The sequence below is a fragment of the Streptomyces sp. NPDC086519 genome, from assembly GCF_040686075.1.
GTDB classification, from domain to species: Bacteria; Actinomycetota; Actinomycetes; order Streptomycetales; family Streptomycetaceae; genus Streptomyces; species Streptomyces shenzhenensis.
Genome location: NZ_JBFBJL010000040.1, coordinates 64,342 through 86,563, shown reverse-complemented (window position 1 = coordinate 86,563; position 22,222 = coordinate 64,342). Strand labels below are relative to the sequence as shown.

Sequence of the window (22,222 nt, the reverse complement as noted above, 5' to 3'; positions counted from 1 at the left end):
AGTCGATGTCCGTCTCGAAGTCGATCCGGGGGCTGCCGGCGCGGACGGTGACCGTCTGGACGATCGTCGAGCCGTTGCCGAAGGGGCGCGTGACCGGCGCCGGTCAGGCCACCCCGCGCATCACTCCGCCTCCGCCTCCGCCTGACGCGCCGCCGCGTCGATCGCCGCCAGCGACTTGCGGACCTGGTTACGGTCGGTGGTGTACCAGAAGTCGGGCAGTGAGGACTTGAGGTAGCCGCCGTACCGCGCGGTGGCCAGCCGCTGGTCGAGTACGGCGACCACGCCGCGGTCCCCGGAAGCGCGTACGAGCCGGCCGGCGCCCTGGGCCATCAGGAGCGCGGCGTGGGTGGCGGCGACCGCCATGAAGCCGTTGCCGCCGGCGTCCTCGACGGCCTTCTGCCGGGCGCTCATCAGCGGATCGTCCGGGCGCGGGAACGGGATCTTGTCCATGACGACCAGCTGGCAGCTGGGGCCGGGGACGTCGACGCCCTGCCAGAGCGACAGCGTGCCGAAGAGGCAGGTCCTGGGGTCCGCCGCGAAGTTCTTGATCAGTTCGCCGAGGGTCTCCTCGCCCTGCAGCAGTATCGGGAACTCGGGGATCCGGACGCGCAGTTCCTCCGCGGCCTGCTGGGCGGCCCGCATCGAGGAGAAGAGGCCGAGGGTGCGGCCCCCGGCGGCCTGGATCAGCTCGGTCAGTTCGTCGAGCATGTCGGCGCGGTCGCCGTCCCGTGCGGGGCGCGACAGGTGCTTGGCGACATAGAGGATGCCCTGTCTCGGGTAGTCGAAGGGCGAGCCGACGTCGACGCCCTTCCACTTCGGGAGGTCGTCGCCCTCGGTGCCCTCCGGGGCGAGGCCCAGGGAGGCGCCGACGCCGTTGAAGTCGCCGCCGAGCTTGAGGGTCGCCGAGGTGAGGACGACCGAGCGGTCCGCGAAGAGCTTCTCCCTGAGCAGGCCGGACACGGACATGGGGGCGACCCGGAGAGAGGCACCGAAGCGGTCGTGACGTTCGTACCAGACGACGTCCCACTCGGAGCCGTTCACGATCCGCTCCGCCACGTCGTGCACGGTCTCCACGGAGGCCAGCGCCTGCTTGCGGACCGCGTCCTCGTCCTGGACCGACTTGTCGCGGGTCGTGCCGAGCGCGGAGATCACGGTGCGGGCTGCGTCCCTGAGCGCCGCCAGGGCGTAACCGAGATCCTCCGGGATCTCCTCCAGGCGGCCCGGCAGAGCCAGCTCCATCAGCCGCTCGAAGCCCTCGGCGGCGGTCTGGAGCTGGTCGGCGGCCTTCTCGTCGACCAGCCTGGCGGCGCGCCGGACCGCACGGTTGACCTGACCCGGGGTGAGTTCGCCGGTGGCGACGCCGGTGACCCGGGAGACCAGTTCGTGCGCCTCGTCCACGATCAGCACCTCGTGCTGCGGAAGGACCGGGGCGCCCTCGATGGCGTCGATCGCGAGCAGGGCGTGGTTGGTGACGACCACCTCGGCGAGCTTGGCGCGCTCACGGGCCATCTCGGCGAAGCACTCGGCGCCGTAGGCGCACTTGGAGGCGCCCAGGCACTCCCGGGAGGAGACCGAGACCTGGGCCCAGGCCTTGTCGGAGACGCCCGGCGTGAGGTCGTCCCGGTCGCCGTTCTCCGTCTCGTCGGCCCAGTCCCGCAGGCGCAGCAGGTCCTGACCCAGCTTGCTGGTGGGCGCGGCCGCCTCGAACTGGTCGAAGAGGCCCTCCTCCTCGTCCTGCGGCATGCCCTCGTGCAGCCGGTGCAGGCACAGGTAGTTCGACCTGCCCTTGAGCATGGCGAACTCCGGGCGCCTGCGCAGCAGCGGGTGCAGGGCGTCGACGGTGCGCGGCAGATCCCGCTCGACGAGCTGTCTCTGCAGGGCGAGGGTCGCCGTCGCCACGACGACCCTCTCCCCGTGCGCGAGCGCGGGCACCAGATAACCGAGCGACTTTCCGGTACCGGTGCCGGCCTGGACCAGCAGATGGGATCCGTCATCGATCGCTTCGGCGACCGATTCGGCCATGGTCACCTGGCCGGGGCGCTCCGTACCGCCGACAGCTGTGACAGCGGCATGCAGGAGTTCAGGGAGTGAGGGCTTCGTCATAGCGCGACCACCCTACGACCCGGCACTGACAACCGGGCGATCAAACCGGGGACGGGGGGTGAGATCACGCCGGGGGCTCCTGGACGGACAGGCCGAGGGGGACGGACAGGCCAAGGGGGACGGGCAGGACAAAGGGGAAGGGCGATACAAGGGGGAAGGGCGGGCTGGTCGGAATTCTTTCGGACGGCCGGGAACTCGATCGGTCACCGCTTCGTACTACATGTGTACGCGCCATCACTCAGCGCTACATCAGATGACGTAGGGACCGGTCCCGGATCATGAGGGCGGCCCGTTTGCCAGGCAGGTCGACCTCGGCGGCGTAACGGAAGCCCGCGTTGAGGAAGGCGGCCACGGAGGGGGTGTTATGAAGGTCGGGTTCCGCGACGACGCGCGCGCAGGCGGGGCGGTGGTCGAGTACGAGATCGGCCACGGCTCTGAGCAGGGCGGACCCCAGTCCCCGGCCCCGGTCGGCGACATCGCCGACGAGGAGGTGGACGCCGGTGTCGTGCGGGCGGGCCGGATAGTGGCGGGCGAGCGGGTCGAGGTCGGCTCGATAGATCTCCCAGTAGCTCATCGGGGTGCCGTCGAGCACGCCCAGGCACGGCACGCTCCGTCCGTCTCCCGTGAGCTGGGCGCGCAGATGGTCCTCTGTCTGCGCCTGTGAACCGGCCAGTTGCCAGAAGGCGGCCACGGCGGGGTCGTTCATCCACCCGCCGATGATCGGCAGGTCGCGCTCGACGTGCACCGGCGTCAGGTGGAAGAGGCCGACGGGGCTCTCGACGGGGCCCCAGGTACCGACCTCGTCGAGCAGGTCGAGCGTGCCCGGGAGGCTGAGCAGGCCGGGCGAGCCGAGGGGACCGGGTCGGTCATGGGTCGGTCCTGGCGCTCGTTCGTCGGGGTCGGGCGTCTTCCCGGCGATGGGGGCGAGGAGTTCGTCGGGCAGGCGGAGGTCCAGGGTGTCCTCGCAGTCCCTGCTGTCCTCGGCGGGTCCGCGCCGGCCGGGGTCGCCGGGGTGGCCAGAGGGTCCGGGGTGCACCGGGACGGGGCCTGTGTCGGCGCTCGCGTCGGTGGGAGGCATGGTGCGCTCCTCTCAGGAGAAGAGGTGGGGCATGTTCCTCGGGCGGAGACGGTGTCGGTGGGCTCAGGAGAGCTACGAGTGGAGGGGGTTGGCGATGGTGACGTAGACGGACTGGGTGTCGACGGGGCCTGTGAGCTCGTCGAGGCCGCGCAGCCGGGTCAGCATGTTGGCCTTGCAGCGCAGGACGGGTGAGTCGAGCAGGCGGCCGGGCAGGGAGGTGCGCAGCCGGGCGGGTCCGGTGGCGGCGTCGATGAGGAACCGGCGGAACGCCGCGAGCAGGAGGCGCTCGTCGGCAAGCCGCTGGGAGCCGAACGCGCCGATCAGGCCGAACACGTTGTTGATGCCGAGGTAGTAGACGAAACGCTCGTCGGTGACCTCGTCGCAGACGAAGGTGTCGCTGTGCTCGCCGATGCCGGGCAGCCGGGCATCGAGGCCGGCCCGTCGGGACTCGCGGAAGTAGTAGCCCTGGTTGTCGCGGTAGCGCCCGCCGGCGGGCCAGCCGTCGGCGTCCAGCAGGAGCAGGGTGTTCTGCTGGTGCGCCTCCAGGGCGATGCCGGCCTCGCTGTCGAGCCAGAGCACCGGGCGGACGACCTGCTCCAGGTAGCGCAGGAACCACTCGGCACCGACGGCGTCGACGGGTCGGCCGGTGCGTTCGGCGAGCCGGAAGACCACCCGGGCCAGCCGGGAGCGGTACGGGCGGGGGCTGCCGTTCGCCGCCGGGACGTCGAGGGGCCGGGGCGTGACCAGCCCGGCGACACAGGACACGTCGTCGGCCGGGGCGAACGGATTGTGCCGGATCACCACGTCGAGTCCGGGCACGGGCCGGCCGTCCAGGCCGTCGACAGCCAGCCAGGCGGGGTCGCGGACGATGTCGAAGCCGGGGTGGGCGGCCTGCCACTGCTGGGCGAGGCCGGTGCGCAGCAGGCGGTGCACCTCGACGCCGCGGTGGAGTTCCTTGCGGAGGTTCTCCCGGCGCGAGTTGGTGATGCGCAGGCCGAGCGACAGCTTGAGCATGGCGGGGGCGCCGGTGCGGTGGACGGTGCGCACGGAGGAGGTGGGATTCCAGGAGACGCCGAGCGGGCCCAGGTCGCGGAGGAGCCCGGCGTCGAGGAGGGCGGCGGTCTCCGCACGGCGGGCGACCTCGCGGGCCTGCCAGGGGTGCAGGGGCAGGGCGGCGGCGAAGCCGTCGGGCAGGGGCAGGACCGTGCCGGCCAGGCGTTCCATGAGGTGCGGCGCGGGGACGGGACGGCCTCGCTCGGTCCAGGCCGAGTCGGTGGCGAGCAGAGAGGAGGCGACCGCCATCCAGTGCAGGGGGAAGGAGCCGCGCAGCTCCGGTGAGCAGAGCCGGACTTCGGAGTCGGTCAGGCCCTCGCGGCTCTTCGGGGTCGGGTGCAGTGGGTGCCCTAGGAGAAGTGCCTGCTCGGCGGCGAGGAAGCGGTCGGGGCCGTCGGCGGGGTGGGCGCGCCGGTCGGCGAGGAAGGTGACCGTGCGGCGCAGGGAGTCGGCGACCCGGGCCACGAGGTCGCCGTCGTCGGGGGTGCCCCACAGGCCGGGGGCGACGTCGGCGGCGTGGCCGGTGCCACCCTCGGCTCCGTCGGCCGTGAGCGCCGGTGCGGTGGCCGCCTCGCGGGTGAGCAGGGCGGCGAGGGTGACCGCGTCGACGGGTGGGGCGGTGTCGGGGGCGCCGGCCAGGCGGGGCGGGCCGAAGCGGTGCCAGCCGGTCGGGGACCAGTGACGGACCGGGGTGACCAGCGCCGTACCGCTGGCGGGCAGCGGGATACGGAGGGTGCCGGTGGTGGGTGCGGACAGGTTCGTCTCGCGTACCCAGCAGCGGAGCAGGTTCTCCACGGCGGCGGCCTGCGCGGCGATGTGCGGGTCGGGGTGGTCGAGGAGGTCTCCCGTGTCGTCGCGGGGTCGCTCGGGCCGGGCGGTGCGGCCTCGCTGCGGAGGGACCGACTCGGCGAGCGGAACCGGGTGTCCCTGTGGACCTTGGTCTCCGTTGTCGTCGGGGGCGGGGGTGGCGTTCAAGGAGGTTCCTCGGGGGCTCGGGCGGTGCGGCGTTCGGCGTCGTGCCGGCGAACCGGGCTGGTCGGACGGTGAGTCGAGTGCTGGATGTCCTGACGAGAGGGGTGTGGATGATGTGGAGTTCGGTGCGTGCGGCGGTCGGAGCGCTCCGGGGTCGTCGCCCGGTTGGTTCGTCCGCGGTGCGCCGGTCGGCCGGCCTGCTGTCGGCGGTTCGGCGGGCAGGCCCCGGCCGGGTCTTTCCGGCCTTCTCGGCCTTGGCCTCGGCCTTCTTGGCGTTGGCCTTCTTGGCGTGGGCCTTCTGGGTGGTCCGGGCGGCTGGTTCGGGGCGGGCGTGCCGAAGGTCCGGGGCCTTCCCGGTGCGCCGGTCAGCCGGCCGGCTCCTTGCGGCCCTCGGGTCGTCGGGGCCGGGCGCCGTGGGCGGCCGGGTCGCGGGCCACGGCGGCCACGGCGTCGGCGAGACGGTCCAGTACCGCGGCCGCCTGTTCGTCGGTGATGGTCAGCGGCGGCAGCAGTCGTACGACACCGGCATGGCGGCCGCCGAGTTCGACGATCAGGCCCCGCTCCAGGCAGGCGCGCTGGACGGCCGCGGCCAGTTCGGGGGCGGCGGGGCGCGGCCCGGGCCGGGGTTCACCGTCCCTTCCGCTCACCGCACCGCCCCGCGCCCGTACAGCAGCACCGCCTGCCTGGGCTTCCGCCTCCCCGGTGGCCTCCCTGGCCTCGCTGGCCTCCTTGGCCTCCCTCGCGCGCTCCGTCGGCCCCGTGAGCTCCTCCTCTTCCGGATCCACCAGCTCCACTCCGATCATCAGCCCCCGCCCCCGCACATCCCCCACGCACGCGAAGTCGTCCTGGAGCCGGCGCAGTTGGGACAGCATGCGGGTGCCGAGGAGGCCCGCTCGTTCGGCGAGGGCGTTCTCGCGGACGTGGGCGAGAGTGGCGGTGCCGGCGGCCATGGCGAGCTGGTTGCCGCGGAAGGTGCCGGCGTGGGCGCCGGGTTCCCACACGTCGAGGTCGTCGCGGTAGACGACGACGGCGAGGGGGAGGCTGCCGCCGATGGCCTTGGACAGGACCATGACGTCGGGGGTGACGCCGCTGTGCTCGACAGCCCAGAAGGCGCCGGTCCTGCCGACCCCGGTCTGGATCTCGTCGGCGATCAGGGGGATGGACCGGTCGGCGGTGAGCCGGCGCATCCGGCGGAGCCAGTCGTCCGGCGCGGGAATCACCCCGCCCTCGCCCTGGACGGGTTCGAGGATCATGCCGGCGGGGAGGGGGATGCCGGACTTGGGGTCGTCGAGGACGGTCTCGGTCCAGCGGGCGGCGAGTTCGGCGCCGCGGAGGCCGCCGACGCCGAACGGGCAGCGGTAGTCCTGGGGGTAGGGCAGCCGGGCGACGCGGACGTCGCCGGCCCCGCCGGAGGCGGCCAGTGCGCCGCTGGTCATCCCGTGGTAGGCGCCGGTGAAGGCGAGGATGCCGGTGCGGCCGGTCGCGGCCCGGACGAGCTTGAAGGCTGCCTCGACGGCGTCCGTGCCGGCGGGCCCGCAGAACTGGACGCGGCCGCGGTCGGCAAGGCCGGGCGGCAGGGTGCGGAACAGTTCGGTGGTGAAGGCGTCCTTGACGGGGGTCGCCAGGTCGAGGACGGCGAGCGGGGCGCCGGAGTCGAGGACCTTGCGGATCGCTTCCAGCACGACGGGGTGGTTGTGTCCGAGGGCGAGGGTGCCGGCACCGGAGAGGCAGTCCAGGTAGCGGCGTCCGTCGGCGCCCTCGATGGTCAGGCCGCGGGCCCGCACCGGCACGATGGGCAGGGCGCGCGCGTAGGTACGTGCCCGCGACTCACGCGCCGACTGGCGCCTGAGGATCCCCTCGTGCGCCGCGTGCGCTCCCCCGAACGTCCCCCCGGTCACCGACTCCGTCACGGCCACGGCTCGCTGTCCTCCCCGCTGTCCAGAGGCGAGTTGATCGGTGGGGACCGGGCGCAGGCAGCGGGCCCCCCACCGCTACCAACCCCGGACCGGTCGGCGGGTTACGGGTCGTCTCAAGATCATTGCCGCGACCTTGCCTTTCCTGGCCCGTCCGCCGTTCGCCCCGTGGGACACGGACTCACCCCCCAGCGCCCGCGACCGAGCCTCCGGCCGTGTCTTGACGTGAGGATCGAACGATTCATAACTTGGCCCATCGATTTGGATATGTGACGCAGGTTTGCTGACTTGAACAGCGGTGAGTGCGACCGCGGACCGGAGGCAGTGGCCCCATGAGCACGAAGATCCGTGAGCTGATCGTCACCCCCATCGCCTTCCGTGACCCGCCGCTGCTGAACTCCAGCGGCGTCCACGAGCCGCTCGCCCTGCGGATCGTGCTCCAACTCGTGCTGGAGGACGGCACGGTGGGGCTCGGGGAGGCACCCGGTGGCACGGCCCGGCTGGAGTGGCTCGAAGCGGCGGCGCGGCTGGTGGTGGGCATGGACGTCTTCGACGTGACCGCCGTCACCGCGGTGATCGACGCGGCTCTGTTCCCGACCGTGCCCAGCTCGCACGAACGCGGGTGGACCACGAGTGCGGTGGAGGTGGCCTGCCTCGACGCCCAGGGCCGGCTGCTCGGGCGCCCCGTCAGCGACCTGCTCGGCGGCCGGGTCCGGGATTCGGTGCCGTTCGCGGCCTATCTCTTCTACAAGTGGGCGGAGCATCCCGCCCTGGACGGCCGCCCGGCGGTCGGCGACGGCTGGGGCGCGGCGCTGGACCCGGCCGGGGTCGTCGAGCAGGCCCGGCTGATGCGACAGCGGTACGGGTTCCGGTCGTTCAAGCTGAAGGGGGGCGTGTTCCCGCCGGACGAGGAGATAGCGGCGATGCGGGCGCTCGCGGAGGCGTTCCCGGGGCAGCCGCTGCGGCTCGACCCGAACACGGCCTGGACGGTGGAGACGTCGGGGTACGTGGCACGGGAGCTCGACGGCGTCCTCGAGTATCTGGAGGATCCGACCGCGACCATCGACGGCATGGCGGCCGTGGCCGAGGAGTCGCCGCTCCCCCTCGCCACCAACATGTGCGTGATCGCCTGGGAGCACCTGCGGCCGGCGGTCGAGCGGAACGCGATCCAGGTGCTGCTCACCGACCACCACTACTGGGGCGGGCTGCGTCGCACCCGGGAACTCGCCGCCGTCTGCGAGGCATTCGGCCTGGGCCTGTCCATGCACTCCAACTCGCATCTGGGCATCAGCCTGGCCGCCATGACCCATGTCGCGGCGGCGATCCCGAACCTGGACCACTCCTGCGACACGCACTACCCGTGGAACAGCGCCGACGACGTGATCCGGCCCGGTGCGCTGGAGCTGGCCGACGGAGCGGTCCGGGTCCCCACCGGCCCGGGGCTCGGCGTCGAGCTCGATCACGAAGTGCTCGACCGGCTGCACCGGCTGTACCTGGAGTCGGGCATGCGCACTCGCGACGACACCGGTTACATGCGGCGCGTCGATCCCACCTACGAACTGCGGTTGCCGCGCTGGTGAGGGCCGTAGCGAAACCGTTGCCCTTCCATGGGAAGCGGCGCACAGCGAGCGCATAGTGTGTGGCGCTGAAGTTCCTTACCAGCAGGGGGAGTCACCACCATGCGATCCATCCGGCCGTCGTTCGCCCATCGAGGTGGAAGGGGCGCGCCCCGTGCGCTGGCGGCCGTCGCCCTCGCCTCGGCGCTGGCGCTGACCGCCACCGCCTGCGGCGGCTCCGGCGACGACAACGCGGGCGGTCCGGCGTCCGCGTCCGCCACGGCCGACACCGGTGACGGCAAGATCAAGATACCGGACGACATCAAGAACAAGCTCAAAGAGCACGGGATCGACGTCGACAAGTGGAAGAACGGCGCCTGGAAGAACTGGAACAAGGACGACTGGCTGCGCGAGGCCGACGACTTCATCAATCCCATCATCAAGGGCCTGTGGGACCCGAACCGGATGCGGGACGCCAACGACCCCGACAAGAACAAGGGTGTTGACGCCAACGACATCTCCGGCGACCAGGGGGTGACCGACCCGACGCCGGAGCCGGTCCAGGCGAAGGCGGTGCGGCCGGCGTATCACGCGAGCGCGGCCACGGCCGGGAAGGTCTTCTTCGACTCCCCCGAGGGCACGATGGTGTGCTCGGCGACGGTCGTCGAGGACCCGGCGCACCCGGGCAAGTCCAACCTGGTGTGGACGGCGGGGCACTGTGTGCACGCCGGCAAGAACGGCGGCTGGTACCGCAACATCGCGTTCGTGCCGTCGTACAACGACAAGGGGCTGACCGGTTCGGCGCTGGCGGCGGCGACCCGTTCGCAGGTCGCGCCGTACGGCGTCTGGTGGGGTGACGGGGCGCAGACCTCGCAGCAGTGGATCGACCAGGGCGGTGAGACGGGCGGCCAGGGGGCGTCGTACGACTACGCCGTGATCCATGTGACGCCCGAGCAGGGTAACGGCGGCAAGTCACTTGAGGAGACGGTGGGTTCGGCGTTGCCGGTGAACTTCGACGCGCCCGCGGTGCCCAAGGTGTCGAGCATCACCGCCACCGGGTATCCGGCGGCGAAGCCGTACGACGGGTCGCTGCTGTACCAGTGCGCGGACAGGCCGGGGCGGCTGTCGGTCGATGCGTCGGCGCCGACGATGTACCGGATCGGATGCACGATGACCGGTGGGGCGTCGGGGGGCGGCTGGGTGGAGACGGGCGCCGACGGCAAGCCGGCGTTGGTGTCCAACACGTCGATCGGGCCGGTGAGTTCGGGGTGGCTGGCCGGGCCTCGGTTCGGGGACGTGGCCAAGGGTGTGTACGAGGGGGTCAGTAACGAATTCGCGGACCAGTGAGTGACTGCCGCCTTGTCGCCCCATAGAGCTATGGGGGTGTCTGCCAGTGGGCGGCTGACGGCCGTCGTGGGTTGCTCGCGCAGTTCCCCGCGCCCCTGAGGGGCGCGAAAAGGCCCGCCCCCTGGAAAGGGGCGGGCCTTCACTTACGAACTGTCAGGCGGCCGGAGCCGGAACGTAGGGCGCAAGTTCCGCCGCCAGTTCCTCGTGCACCCGTACCTTGAGGAGGGTGCCCTCGGCGGTGTGTTCCTCCGAGAGGACCTCGCCCTCGTTGTGGGCGCGGGCCACCAGCTTGCCGTGGGTGTACGGGACCAGGGCCTCGATCTCCACCGACGGGCGGGGCAGCTCGTTGTCGATCAGGGCGAGGAGTTCCTCGATGCCCAGGCCGGTGCGGGCCGAGACCGCGAGGGAGCGCTTCTCGTTGCGCAGCAGGCGCTGGAGGACCAGGGGGTCCGCCGCGTCCGCCTTGTTGATCACGACGATCTCGGGTACGTCGGTGGCGCCGACGTCCCTGATCACCTCGCGCACCGCGGCCAGCTGCTCCTCCGGGGCCGGGTGCGAGCCGTCGACCACGTGCAGGATCAGGTCGGAGTCGCCGACCTCCTCCATGGTGGAGCGGAACGCCTCGACCAGGTGGTGGGGCAGGTGGCGGACGAAGCCGACGGTGTCCGTCAGGGTGTAGAGACGGCCGCTCGGGGTCTCCGCGCGGCGGACCGTCGGGTCCAGGGTCGCGAACAGGGCGTTCTCGACCAGGACGCCGGCGCCCGTGAGGCGGTTGAGCAGGGAGGACTTGCCGGCGTTGGTGTAGCCCGCGATGGCGACGGACGGCACCTTGTTGCGGCGGCGCTCCTGGCGCTTGATCTCGCGGCCGGTCTTCATCTCCGCGATCTCCCGGCGCATCTTCGCCATCTTCTCGCGGATCCGCCGCCGGTCCGTCTCGATCTTGGTCTCACCGGGACCACGCGTGGCCAGGCCACCGCGACCGCCACCCATCTGCCGGGACAGCGACTGACCCCAGCCTCGCAGCCGCGGCAGCATGTACTGCATCTGCGCGAGCGCGACCTGCGCCTTGCCCTCGCGGGACTTGGCGTGCTGGGCGAAGATGTCCAGGATCAGGGCGGTCCGGTCGATGACCTTGACCTTGACGACGTCCTCCAGCTGGATCAGCTGGCCCGGGCTGAGCTCACCGTCACAGATGACCGTGTCGGCGCCGGTTTCGAGGACGATGTCGCGCAGCTCCAGGGCCTTGCCGGAGCCGATGTAGGTGGCCGCGTCCGGCTTGTCGCGGCGCTGGATGACGCCGTCGAGGACGAGCGCGCCCGCCGTCTCGGCAAGGGCTGCCAGTTCCGCGAGGGAGTTGTCCGCGTCCTGCACGGTGCCCGAGGTCCACACCCCGACCAGCACGACCCGCTCCAGGCGGAGCTGGCGGTACTCGACCTCGGTGACGTCCTCGAGCTCGGTGGAGAGGCCTGCCACGCGGCGCAGGGCCGCGCGCTCGGAGCGGTCGAACTGGTCGCCGTCCCGCTCTCCGTCGATCTCGTGGCTCCAGGCGACGTCCTCTTCCATCAGGGCATCGGCCCGAAGACCGTCGGGGTAGTCCTGCGCGAGGCGCCTGGTGTCCTGGGAAGGGGAAGAAGAGGAGGTCATTGGGTCCTTACGTCGATGGGAATGCCGAAACCGGCTTCAGTTCACTCAACGTACGAGTACCCCGGGAGATTCCCCGCGACCCGTACCGCGCCGGTCCCACGATGGTCGCACGGTACGGCTCGTCCCGGCACCGTGTTATTCCGGGGGGTCGCTCCGCCGTTGGTTGTTACGGGGGTCGCTCCGCCGTTGCTTCCCGGCCTGCTACTCGCCGGCCGGCTCCTTCGGGGCCGGGACCGGCTTCCAGTCCGGGTGGCCGGGCATCGGCGGGGTCTTCTCGCCGTACAGCCAGGCGTCGAAGAAGCCGGTGAGGTCGCGGTTCGCGATCGCGGAGGCCAGCTGGACGAAGTCGGCGGTGGTCGCCGTGCCGTCCTTGTGCCGCTGGACCCAGACCCGCTCCAGGCGCTCGAAGGCGGGCCTGCCGATCTCCTGGCGCAGGGCGTAGAGGGCGAGGGCGGCGCCGTCGTAGATGTTCGGGCGGAAGATGCTGATCTTCTGGCCGGGCTCGGGGGCCTTGGGCAGGGCGGGCGGTCCGCCGGCGGCACGCCAGCGGTCGGAGGCCCCGTACGCGGCCTTCATGCGGTTGACCATGGGCTGGTGGCCCTTCTCCTCCGCGTACAGCGCCTCGTACCAGGTGGCGTGGCCCTCGTTGAGCCAGACGTCGGACCAGACACGCGGGCTGACGCTGTCGCCGAACCACTGGTGGGACAGCTCGTGCACCATGATCGACTCGATGTACCACTTGGGGCGGGTGGGCTCGGTGAACAGGTTCTCCTCGAAGAGGGAGAGGGTCTGGGTCTCCAGCTCGAAACCGGTGGACGCCTGCGCCATGAGCACGCCGTACGTCTCGAACGGGAAGGTGCCGACCTTGCGCTCCAGCCAGGCGATCTGGTCCGGGGTCTTCGCCAGCCAGGGTTCGAGTTTCCTGGCGTCCGCGCTCGGGACGACGTCCCGGATGGGCAGTCCGTGCGGTCCGGCTCGGTGCGGTACGGCGGAGCGGCCGATGGAGACCTGGGCCAGCTCGGTGGCCATGGGGTGCCGGGTGCGGTAGGTCCAGGTGGTGGTGCGGCCGGTCCGGGGCGCTTCCGCGGGCAGGCCGTTGGCGACGACGGTGTAGTCGTTCGGTGCGGTCACGTGGAAGGTGAACATCGCCTTGTCGGACGGGTGGTCGTTGCACGGGAAGACCAGGTGGGCGGCGTCGGCCTGGTTGGCCATGGCGAGCCCGTCGGTGGTGCGCACCCAGCCGCCGTCCTCGCCCTTGGCGGAGACCGGATCGCTGGTGTGCCTCACCGTGATCCGTGTCCAGGCGCCCCGCCGCAGTGGCCGGCCGGGCGTGACGACCAGGTCCTCACCGGCGCTCTCGAAGTCGGCGGGGCGGCCGTCCACCTCGACGGACTCGACCGTGCCGTGCGCGAAGTCCAGGTTGAGCCGGTCGAGGTCGGTGGTGGCCCGGGCGTCGATGGTGGTGACGGCCTGGAGCGGCGTGTCGTTGCTGCCGCGGTAGGTGAAGGAGAGGTCGTACGACGCCACGTCGTACCCCGGGTTGCCGAGGTACGGGAAGAGCCGGTCGCCGAGGCCGAGCGGGACCGGCGGGGCGCTCGCGCCGAGGAGGGCGACGGAGACGGCGGAGGCGAGCAGGGCGGCGGCCCGCCGACGCCGGAGCGGACCGGTGACACGCCGGAGCGGGCCGGTGCGTCCCGCCAGCGGCCGGGTGCGTCCCGTCAGTGGCCGGGTGCGTCCCGTCAGCGGGCGGGCTCCCGTCAGTGGGCCGGTGCGTCCCGTCAGGAGGCGGGTGCGGAGGGTGAGCGGCATGAGACACCGCTACCAGCGCACCCCGCTGTCAACGCGCCGACGCGCGACCGATCCACTCGAACGAGTAAGTCACTGGTGTTGCGCTCGGCCGACGTCGTACACACCGGGCACGTTGCGCATCGCGCGCATCAGGGCGGGCAGGTGGGCCGCGTCGGGAAGCTCCACGGTGTAGGTGTGCCTCACGCGCTGCTGGCTGGGGGGTTCCACGGTCGCCGAGACGATCTCGGCGCCCTCCTGGGCCATCGCCTCGGTGAGGTCGGCGAGCAGATGCGGGCGGCCGAACGATTCGGCGACCAGGGTGACCCGGCAGGCCGTGCTGTCGCCCCAGGTCACGGCCACCTCGGGGCGCCCGGTGCTCTTCATGTGGAGTACCAAGGCGCACTCGACGCGGTGCACGGTGACCACTCCCCCGCGGACGGCGAAGCCGGTGACCTCGTCGGGCGGGACCGGGGTGCAGCAGCCGGCGAGCCGTACGGTCGCCCCTGGGCGGTCCACGACCAGGGCGTTGGCGGTCCGGGGGGCGGCGCTGGGGGCCGCAGGGTCGGGGACAGGCCGGCTGGGGGCAGGCGCCGGCGGCTCCTCGGCGCGGTCCGGGTGGGCGGCGAGCCAGCGCTGGATGGCGATCCGGGCCGCCGGGGTGTGGGCGTGCTCCAGCCACTCCCGTGAGGGCTCCGAGGCCGGGTCCTGGCCCATCAGGAGCTGGACGGTGTCACCGTCCACGAGGACCGTGCTGAGGGTGGCGAGGCGGCCGTTGACGCGGGCGCCGATACAGGCGTGGGCGTCCTCGCCGTACTGGGCGTACGCGGCGTCCACGCAGGTTGCGCCCTCGGGGAGGCCGAGGGTGCCGCCGTCGGGGCGGAAGACGGTGATCTCGCGGTCCTGGGCGAGGTCCTCGCGCAGGGTGGACCAGAAGGTGTCGGTGTCCGGGGCGGCCTTCTGCCAGTCGAGGAGACGGGAGAGCCAGCCGGGGCGGGTGGGGTCGGCGCGCTCGCCGTCGGCCGGGGAGTCGGAGGCCTCCGCCGCGGGAGCGTCGGCGGCCGGGGCGTAGGGGTTGCCGAGGGCGACCACGCCGGCCTCGGCGGTCTTGTGCATCTGGTGGGTGCGGATGAGGACTTCGGCGACCTGTCCGTCGGCGCGGGCGACCGCCGTGTGGAGCGACTGGTAGAGGTTGAACTTCGGTACGGCGATGAAGTCCTTGAACTCCGAGACCACCGGGGTCATACAGGTGTGCAGTTCGCCCAGGACGGCGTAACAGTCCGCGTCCTCGTTGACCAGGACGAGGAGCCGGCCGAAGTCGGCGCCGCGCAGTTCGCCGCGTTTGCGGCTGACGCGGTGGACGGAGACGAAGTGGCGGGGCCGGATGAGGACTTCGGCCGGGATGTCGGCCTCGCGCAGCACACCGCGGACCTCGTCGGCGATCTCGGCGAGCGGGTCGCCGGTGCGGGCCGCGTTCTCGGCGATCAGCTCCCGGGTGTGCTCGTACTCCTCGGGGTGCAGGATGGCGAAGACCAGGTCCTCCAGCTCGGTCTTCAGCGCCTGCACGCCCAGCCGCTCGGCGAGCGGGATGAGGACGTCACGGGTGACCTTGGCGATGCGGGCCTGTTTCTCGGGGCGCATCACGCCGAGGGTGCGCATGTTGTGCAGACGGTCGGCGAGCTTGATCGACATCACCCGGACGTCGCTGCCGGTGGCGACGAGCATCTTGCGGAAGGTCTCGGGTTCGGCGGCGGCCCCGTAGTCGACCTTCTCGAGTTTCGTCACCCCGTCGACCAGATAACGGACCTCCTCGCCGAACTGTTCCCGGACCTGGTCGAGCGTCACATCGGTGTCCTCGACGGTGTCGTGGAGCAGAGACGCCGTCAGGGTCGTGGTCTCGGCGCCGAGTTCGGCCAGGATCAGGGTGACCGCGAGAGGGTGGGTGATGTACGGCTCGCCGCTCTTGCGCATCTGGCCGCGGTGCGAGGACTCGGCCAGCACGTAGGCCCGGCGCAGGGGTTCGAGATCGGCGTCGGGGTAGTGGGCCCGGTGCGCCTCGACGACGTGGCCGATGGCATCGGGGAGTCTGCCGCGAGCGGCGTTGCCGAGCAGCGCGGCCCGGCCGAGCCGACGCAGGTCGATCCGTGGGCGGGCCTTCCTGCGGACCGCCGCCGCGGGCGCTACAGGACCGGGCGTCACAGGGTTCGTGGCCTCCGCACTCATGGGCACCTCCGGCTCGTGACCGGCGGACGGGGCCCCAGGGCATACGCGGCTCAGGGATTGGCGACGTTCCCCCGTCCGTGCCGGTGCTTGATGCTACCGAGCCCATCGCCCTCGATTGACCGGCTCCCGCCGAGCGTGAAACGGATCACCCCATCGAGCGACGATTTCGAGGTTTACGATTTTGCGCCACCTGTTCGCGGGGTGGCCGACGTTTCTCGCCGTCAGGAGCAACGCGGGCCATTGATCCGGATGTTGAATGACCGTCCGGAGCACGGTTTCCGACGTGCGGTCAGCTAACGGGCGACGTTTTCCAGCCACTCCGCGGCGATCTCGCCCTCGGCGACGATCACGGCGGGGCCGGTCATCTCGATCTCGCCGTCGGGCCGCTCGGTGATGACGAGCCGTCCGCCGGGCACGTCCACGGTGTACGTCACCGGGGCGCCGGTGGCCGAGGGGTCGGCGCCGTCGCGGCGGGCGGTGGCCACGGCGACCGCGCAGGCGCCGGTGCCGCAGGAGCGGGTCTCGCCGGCGCCGCGCTCGTGCACGCGCATCGCGACGTGGCGGGGGCCGCGGTCGACGACGAACTCGACGTTGACCCCTTCGGGGTAGGCCGACGGCGGGCTGAAGGGGGGCGGGGTGAGGAGGTCACCGGCGTCGGCGAGGTCCTCGACGAAGGCGACGGCGTGCGGGTTGCCCATGTTCACGTTCCGCGCGGGCCAGGTGCGGTCGCCGACGCTCACGGTCACGTCGCCCTCGGGGAGGCGGGCGCCGCCCATGCCGACGGTGATGTCGCCGTTCTTGGCGATGTGCACGGTCTTGACGCCGCCGCGGGTGGCGACGGCGAGGTCACCCTCCGTGGTGTGGCCGGCGTGTTGGAGGTAGCGGGCGAAGACGCGGACGCCGTTGCCGCACATCTCGGCGATCGAGCCGTCGCCGTTGCGGTAGTCCATGAACCACTCGGCGTCGGCGGCCATCCCCTTGGCCTCGGGGTGCGCGGCGGACCGTACGACGTGCAGCACGCCGTCGGCGCCGATGCCGGCGCGGCGGTCGCAGAGGGCGGCCACGGCGGCCGGGGTGAGGTCCAGGGCGTTGCCCGGGTCCGGGACGATCACGAAGTCGTTCTCGGTGCCGTGGCCCTTGAGGAAGGGGATGCTCATTCTTCGAGGGTACGGGAGGGGTGCGTCCCACCTCGGCTGCGGGTCGCCGGGGGCTTGTCGCGCGGTTGCCCGCGCCTCTTACGGGTCGCTCCACTCGGGGCGTTCCCAGCAAGCCACTCGGGGCGTTCCCAGCGAGCGGTACGTCGGCTGCGGCGAAGCCCCGCCTCAGCGCAGTCTCGCCACCCGCCACACAGCCAGCACGACCACGATCGCCACCAGGACCAGGTAACCGATCACCACGCGCCAGTCGGCCCTGCGGCCCGACCCCCTCGCCGGCAGCCCCGGCCAGGTGTAGCCGACCCTGCGCGCCGCCATCATTCCCCAGCCCGCCGCGCAGGAGCAGATCAGCAGGCCGAGCATCGCGATCACCGCGCCGCTGTCGCCGAAGTCGAAGGCCAGCGGGAAGGCGAACATCAGGGAGCCGACCGCGGCCAGGGAGACGATGGGAGCCAGCTGCCACAGGCGCAGGCGGCGCTGCGGGCGGAGCTCGACCTCGACCTCGGGGCCGCTCGCGAACATCTCCTCCGGCTCGGGGCCGTCGGCGGTCACGCCGCCGCCCACCGTGTCGTCCGGACCGTCTGAGCTCAGCCGGTCCTCGGCGTCTTCCCCGTCAAGGGGCCCGACGGCGACATGCTCGGTGTCGTGTGCGGTGTCGCGAGGGCCGGCCTCCATCGCCACGCGCCCTCCCAACCTAGGACTCCACTTGCGATCGAAGCTCGATGATGGCACGGCACCGGAGGCCTCGATGACCGGTGGCGCATCCCGATGCCATGACGTGATCAGGCTGTGACCGGTCGTTCGACCAACGCCAGGGCCAGCCGCGGAAGTTCTTCGCGGTCCGCCGCGGCCCCACTCAACCAGTGCACCCGGGGGTCGCGCCTGAACCACGAATCCTGGCGGCGCGCGAAGCGCTTGGTGGCACGGACGGTCTCGGCCCGCGCTTCCGCTTCCGTGCACTCGCCGGCGAGCGCCGCCAGAATCTGCTGGTAGCCGAGCGCGCGCGACGCCGTGCGTCCCTCGCGCAGGCCGTGCGCCTCCAGTGCGCGCACCTCGGCCACGAGACCGGCCTCCCACATCCGGTCCACGCGCAGCGCGATGCGCTCGTCGAGCTCGGGCCGGGCCACGTCGACGCCGATCTGGACGGTGTCGTAGACCGAGTCGTGGCCGGGCAGATTCGCGGTGAAGGGGCGCCCGGTGATCTCGATCACCTCCAGCGCGCGGACGATACGGCGGCCGTTGCTGGGCAGGATCGCGCGGCCCGCCTCGGGGTCGGCGGCGGACAGCCGGGCGTGCAGAGCGCCGGAGCCGCGCAGGGCGAGCTCGTCCTCCAGACGGGCCCGGACCTCGGGGTCGGTGCCGGGGAACTCCAGGTTGTCGACGGCGCCGCGGACGTACAGCCCGCTGCCGCCGACCAGGATCGGCCAGCGGCCGGCGGCGAGAAGGGCGTCGATACGGGCGCGGGCGAGCCGCTGGTACTCGGCGACGGAGGCGGTGACGGACACGTCCCAGATGTCGAGCAGGTGGTGCGGGACGCCGGCGCGTTCCTCGGTCGTCAGCTTGGCGGTGCCGATGTCCATCCCCTGGTACAGCTGCATGGAGTCGGCGTTGACGACCTCCCCGCCGAGCCGTTGGGCCAGGAAGACGCCGAGGTCGGACTTTCCGGCCGCGGTGGGGCCGACGACGGCGATGACACGGGGGGCGGAGGGTGCGCTGCTCACCGCACCAGTCTCGCAAACCCCGCAGGCGGGTCTCGAACGAGTTACGTGACGGAGCGTGTCCGGCTTCGTTGCCCGATGAGGGGTTCCCGCCGCCCGCGAGAGGCGGCGACCGGTCCGACGCAATCGGACGCACCGGGATCACGCGGGATTTCGCTCGCACGAGTAACGTATGGAGTTGATATGGGCGTTTTTGCACGGTTCCTTGGGAAGAAACAGAAGACGTCGGTAGAGCCGACGACGTCGCAGGAGCCGGAGGCCGAGGCCGAGGCACCGGACGGTGCCGAGCCGGACGGGCCCGGACCGGACAGCGCCACGGAGGAGACGGCCGAGGCGGCGGCGAAGGACTCGGGCGAGGACGACGGCCGGAGCGCGGACGCGAGGACGCAGCCGGAGCGCACCGCGGTCGCCGCCGAGAGCACCGAGATCCCCAAGCAGCAGTCCGCCAAGGAGGCCGCCGACAACGAGGCCGGCGAGGGCGCCCGCACATGACGGCCCGCGAGGGAAGCCAGACAGGGAAGGTAACCATGGGTCTTTTGGACAATTTGAAGGCCAAGCTCGCCCCGGCCAAGGACAAGGCGTCCCACCTCGCGCAGCAGCACGAGGACAAGATCGACAAGCTCCAGCACGGCATCGACAAGGCCGCGCGGGTGGTCGACGAGAAGACCAAGGGCAAGTACAGCGAGAAGATCCAGACGGGTACGGGCAGGGCCAAGGGCGCCATGGACCGGTTCGTGCACCCGGACGCCGTGGGCGGTACAACCGGGCCCACCGCTCCGACCCGGCCGGATGCGCCGCCGCCGGCTTCCTGAGCCGGGCGGGACCCGGAGAAGATCGGCGGACGGCCGAGAGTCACCCGACTCCCGGCCGTCCGCCGTTTCGGCAAGCGTTCAGGGACCGGGGCGCGGTGCGACTGGTGCTCAGGACCGGGGCGCGGTGCGACTGGTGCTCAGGACCAGGCCGCCACCAGGTAGCAGACGCCGTACGGGGCGTCGTCGTACAGGAGGGCGCCGACGAGGTCCGCGTCCTCGGCGGCGCCGGCCAGGACCTGCCAGGGGGCGCGGCCCGCGGCCTTGAGCTGGTACGCCAGGTCGGCGTCGAGGGCCTTGATCGCGGCGGTGTCGGCCGCGCCGAGCGCCCGGGCGACCTCGGCGTCGAAGGGGGCCGCCCGTTCGTCCAGGTAGCCCGGCGCCTTGAGGGTGCGGCAGGCGCTGGCGTCGCCCATGACCAGCATCGCCACCCGCGCGGCCCGGCCGGCGATCTCCCGGCCGGTCTGGACGCACCGCTCGGGCTCCAGCCGCTCACCGACGCCGAGTCCCTCGATGGGGGCGTCGGCCCAGCCGGTGCGCTCCAGCAGCCAGGCGCCGACGGCGAGCGAGGGCGGCAGCTCCCGGTCATCGGCAGCGGCCCGCCCACCGGACGTCTCCCGCCCAGCGACCGCGTCCCGCCCGCCGACCGCGTCCCGCCCGCCGACCGCGTCTCCGCCACCGGCCGCGCCGCTGCCCAGCCGTACGTCGGCCTCGGCCCCGAAACCCCGGAACGTGCCCCGGCTGCCCTGCGGGAACACCCCCCGCCCCGGCTGTTCCGCGGGCCCGACCACCACCAGGAGGTCGGGCCGGGCGGCGGCGAGCACCCCGAGCGCGTCGGCGCAGGCGGCACGCACGGTGTCCAGTTCCGGCGCGGCTCCCGCGGCGACCTCGGGGACGAGGACGGGCGGGCAGGGGCAGACTGCGGCTGCGACAAGCATGATCGGCAGCCTACTGCGGGTACGTCGGCGCGGCACCGGTGCTCCACGCCAGTTCCGCCAGCCGGTAGAACACACGGTGCGTGGACACCATGCCGGCGATGTGCACGTAGTACGCGTCCCCGTCTTCCATCCGGAACACTTCACGGCGCTGCTGGCGCAGGCCAGTGCGCGGACGGTGGGTGCAGGCGACCTCGTACAGGGTGGCCCGGGCCTGCTCCAGGGTGCTCTCGAAGCGGGTGACCTCCTCGACCCTGTAGTACTCCCCGTTCCCGAACTGCACCACAACCACCCAGCGCGCCATGGTCCGCCCCCCTCGTGATCTACGTGAGGAGTATGGCGCGCGCTCAGTGTGCCGCGCAGCCCCCGGTCGCCGCCGGCAGCGGCTCCGGCACGCCGATCTTCGGCAGCCCCAGCAGTACGCCCGCCGGCTTGGCCGCCTCGGCCGCGTTCCGCTTCTCCCAGGCGTCGCCGGCGCGGGTGCGCCGCACGCCGATCACCGGGCCCTCGGCGAGGAGGTGGTGCGGGGCGGCGTAGGTGATCTCGACGGTGACGACGTCGCCGGGCCGGACCTCCTGGTCCGGCTTGGTGAAGTGGACGAGCCGGTTGTCGGGGGCGCGCCCGGACAGGCGGTGGGTGGCGCCGTCCTTGCGCCCCTCCCCCTCGGCGACCATCAGGTCGAGCGTGCGGCCGACCTGCTTCTTGTTCTCCTCCCAGGAGATCTCCTCCTGGAGGGCGACGAGACGCTCGTAACGCGCCTGGACGACCTCCTTGGGGATCTGGTTCTCCATGGTCGCCGCGGGAGTGCCGGGCCGCTTGGAGTACTGGAAGGTGAAGGCCTGCGTGAAGCGGGCCTCACGCACGACGTGCATCGTCTGCTCGAAGTCCTCCTCGGTCTCGCCGGGGAAGCCCACGATGATGTCGGTGGTGATCGCCGCGTGCGGGATCGCAGCCCGCACCTTCTCGATGATGCCGAGGTAACGCTCCTGCCGGTACGAGCGGCGCATCGCCTTCAGGACCGTGTCCGAGCCGGACTGCAGCGGCATGTGCAGCTGCGGCATCACGTTCGGGGTCTCGGCCATGGCGGCGATCACGTCGTCCGTGAAGTCACGGGGGTGCGGGGAGGTGAACCGGACCCGCTCCAGGCCCTCGATGTTCCCGCAGGCCCGCAGCAGCTTGCTGAAGGCCTCGCGGTCGCCGATGTCGGAGCCGTACGCGTTGACGTTCTGGCCGAGCAGCGTGATCTCGGAGACGCCCTCGGCGACCAGGGCCTCGATCTCGGCGAGGATGTCGCCGGTGCGGCGGTCCTTCTCCTTGCCGCGCAGGGCCGGGACGATGCAGAACGTGCAGGTGTTGTTGCAGCCGACGGAGATCGACACCCAGGCGGCGTAGGCGCTCTCGCGACGCGTCGGCAGGGTCGAGGGGAACGCCTCCAGCGACTCCGCGATCTCGACCTGGGCCTCCTCCTGGACCCGGGCGCGCTCCAGGAGGACGGGCAGCTTGCCGATGTTGTGCGTGCCGAAGACCACGTCGACCCAGGGGGCCTTCCGTACGATCGTGTCGCGGTCCTTCTGCGCCAGGCAGCCGCCGACCGCGATCTGCATCCCGGGCCGGTCCGCCTTCTTCGGCGCGAGGCGGCCCAGGTTGCCGTAGAGCCGGTTGTCGGCGTTCTCCCGGACGGCGCACGTGTTGAAGACCACGACGTCGGCATCGCCGTCGGCCCCCTCGGGGGCGCGCACGTACCCGGCCTCCTCCAGCAGCCCGGACAATCGCTCGGAGTCGTGGACGTTCATCTGGCACCCGTAGGTGCGCACTTCGTAGGTCCTGGGTTCCTGAACGTCCACCGCGGGGCTCCGGTCGCTGCTGCTGGTCATGGGACAAGGGTAGGCGCTCCCCAAGGGGGCCCGGCCCGGCGCCCGCCCGGGTACCGGC

General features: G+C 72.1%; 17 protein-coding genes. 4 read left to right on the top strand and 13 right to left on the bottom strand.

The window, feature by feature from the left end; genetic code table 11:
- Window positions 1-120: 120 nt before the first annotated feature.
- The 4 genes from AB0P24_RS31460 to AB0P24_RS31445 form a co-directional block, all read right to left on the bottom strand.
- On the bottom strand, window positions 121-2,103 hold the full coding sequence (locus AB0P24_RS31460; protein WP_365799943.1) for an ATP-dependent DNA helicase: 1,983 nt from the start codon (window positions 2,101-2,103) through the stop codon (window positions 121-123).
- Window positions 2,104-2,347: 244 nt separating this feature from the next.
- Entirely contained in the window at window positions 2,348-3,181 is an 834-nt protein-coding gene (locus AB0P24_RS31455; protein WP_365799941.1) for a GNAT family N-acetyltransferase, read from the bottom strand.
- Window positions 3,182-3,253: 72 nt separating this feature from the next.
- Complete coding sequence (locus AB0P24_RS31450; RefSeq protein WP_365799939.1) at window positions 3,254-5,209, bottom strand: IucA/IucC family protein; 1,956 nt, start codon at window positions 5,207-5,209, stop codon at window positions 3,254-3,256.
- Between the two features lie 362 nt (window positions 5,210-5,571).
- Window positions 5,572-7,122 carry a diaminobutyrate--2-oxoglutarate transaminase family protein gene (locus AB0P24_RS31445; protein ID WP_365799937.1) on the bottom strand — a complete coding sequence of 517 codons (1,551 nt, stop codon included), beginning with the start codon at window positions 7,120-7,122 and terminating at the stop codon, window positions 5,572-5,574.
- A gap of 329 nt (window positions 7,123-7,451) precedes the next feature.
- Here AB0P24_RS31445 and AB0P24_RS31440 point away from each other — a divergent pair, with 329 nt between their 5' ends.
- Together AB0P24_RS31440 and AB0P24_RS31435 are read left to right on the top strand one after the other, a co-directional pair.
- Window positions 7,452-8,699, top strand: a complete 1,248-nt coding sequence (locus tag AB0P24_RS31440) for a glucarate dehydratase family protein (RefSeq protein WP_365799935.1) — start codon at window positions 7,452-7,454, stop codon at window positions 8,697-8,699.
- A gap of 99 nt (window positions 8,700-8,798) precedes the next feature.
- Entirely contained in the window at window positions 8,799-10,022 is a 1,224-nt protein-coding gene (locus AB0P24_RS31435) for a hypothetical protein (RefSeq protein ID WP_365799933.1), read from the top strand.
- A 153-nt stretch (window positions 10,023-10,175) separates the two neighbouring features.
- On the opposite strand, the gene hflX is transcribed toward AB0P24_RS31435, so the two are convergent.
- The 6 genes from hflX to miaA all read right to left on the bottom strand — a co-directional run bounded on the left by hflX (window position 10,176) and on the right by miaA (window position 18,549).
- Window positions 10,176-11,666: a GTPase HflX gene (hflX, locus tag AB0P24_RS31430; protein WP_234537205.1), complete on the bottom strand. Its 1,491-nt coding sequence runs from the start codon at window positions 11,664-11,666 to the stop codon at window positions 10,176-10,178.
- A gap of 201 nt (window positions 11,667-11,867) precedes the next feature.
- Window positions 11,868-13,475: a M1 family metallopeptidase gene (locus AB0P24_RS31425; RefSeq protein WP_365799931.1), complete on the bottom strand. Its 1,608-nt coding sequence runs from the start codon at window positions 13,473-13,475 to the stop codon at window positions 11,868-11,870.
- A 69-nt stretch (window positions 13,476-13,544) separates the two neighbouring features.
- Window positions 13,545-15,674, bottom strand: a complete 2,130-nt coding sequence (locus AB0P24_RS31420; protein WP_365799929.1) for an HD domain-containing protein — start codon at window positions 15,672-15,674, stop codon at window positions 13,545-13,547.
- 293 nt (window positions 15,675-15,967) lie between these two features.
- Complete coding sequence (gene dapF, locus AB0P24_RS31415) at window positions 15,968-16,831, bottom strand: diaminopimelate epimerase (RefSeq protein ID WP_365799927.1); 864 nt, start codon at window positions 16,829-16,831, stop codon at window positions 15,968-15,970.
- Window positions 16,832-16,996: 165 nt separating this feature from the next.
- The gene (locus tag AB0P24_RS31410; protein WP_365799947.1) at window positions 16,997-17,503 is read right to left on the bottom strand and encodes a hypothetical protein; all 507 of its coding nucleotides are present in this window, start codon (window positions 17,501-17,503) and stop codon (window positions 16,997-16,999) included.
- Window positions 17,504-17,610: 107 nt separating this feature from the next.
- Window positions 17,611-18,549, bottom strand: a complete 939-nt coding sequence (gene miaA / locus AB0P24_RS31405; RefSeq protein ID WP_365799925.1) for a tRNA (adenosine(37)-N6)-dimethylallyltransferase MiaA — start codon at window positions 18,547-18,549, stop codon at window positions 17,611-17,613.
- A gap of 180 nt (window positions 18,550-18,729) precedes the next feature.
- On the opposite strand from miaA, the gene AB0P24_RS31400 reads away from it, so the two are divergent.
- Both AB0P24_RS31400 and AB0P24_RS31395 read left to right on the top strand, forming a co-directional pair.
- On the top strand, window positions 18,730-19,038 hold the full coding sequence (locus AB0P24_RS31400; RefSeq protein WP_365799923.1) for a hypothetical protein: 309 nt from the start codon (window positions 18,730-18,732) through the stop codon (window positions 19,036-19,038).
- A gap of 35 nt (window positions 19,039-19,073) precedes the next feature.
- Window positions 19,074-19,358, top strand: coding sequence for an antitoxin (locus AB0P24_RS31395; protein ID WP_365799921.1), 285 nt, complete (start codon window positions 19,074-19,076; stop codon window positions 19,356-19,358).
- A gap of 137 nt (window positions 19,359-19,495) precedes the next feature.
- Here the strand turns inward: AB0P24_RS31395 and AB0P24_RS31390 are convergent, their stop codons facing one another.
- The 3 genes from AB0P24_RS31390 to miaB are packed head-to-tail and all read right to left on the bottom strand — an operon-like array spanning window position 19,496 to window position 22,164.
- Complete coding sequence (locus tag AB0P24_RS31390) at window positions 19,496-20,293, bottom strand: class III extradiol dioxygenase subunit B-like domain-containing protein (RefSeq protein WP_365799919.1); 798 nt, start codon at window positions 20,291-20,293, stop codon at window positions 19,496-19,498.
- A 10-nt stretch (window positions 20,294-20,303) separates the two neighbouring features.
- Window positions 20,304-20,594: a hypothetical protein gene (locus AB0P24_RS31385; protein WP_365799917.1), complete on the bottom strand. Its 291-nt coding sequence runs from the start codon at window positions 20,592-20,594 to the stop codon at window positions 20,304-20,306.
- Window positions 20,595-20,637: 43 nt separating this feature from the next.
- Complete coding sequence (gene miaB / locus AB0P24_RS31380) at window positions 20,638-22,164, bottom strand: tRNA (N6-isopentenyl adenosine(37)-C2)-methylthiotransferase MiaB (protein ID WP_365799915.1); 1,527 nt, start codon at window positions 22,162-22,164, stop codon at window positions 20,638-20,640.
- Between the last annotated feature and the right edge of the window lie 58 nt (window positions 22,165-22,222).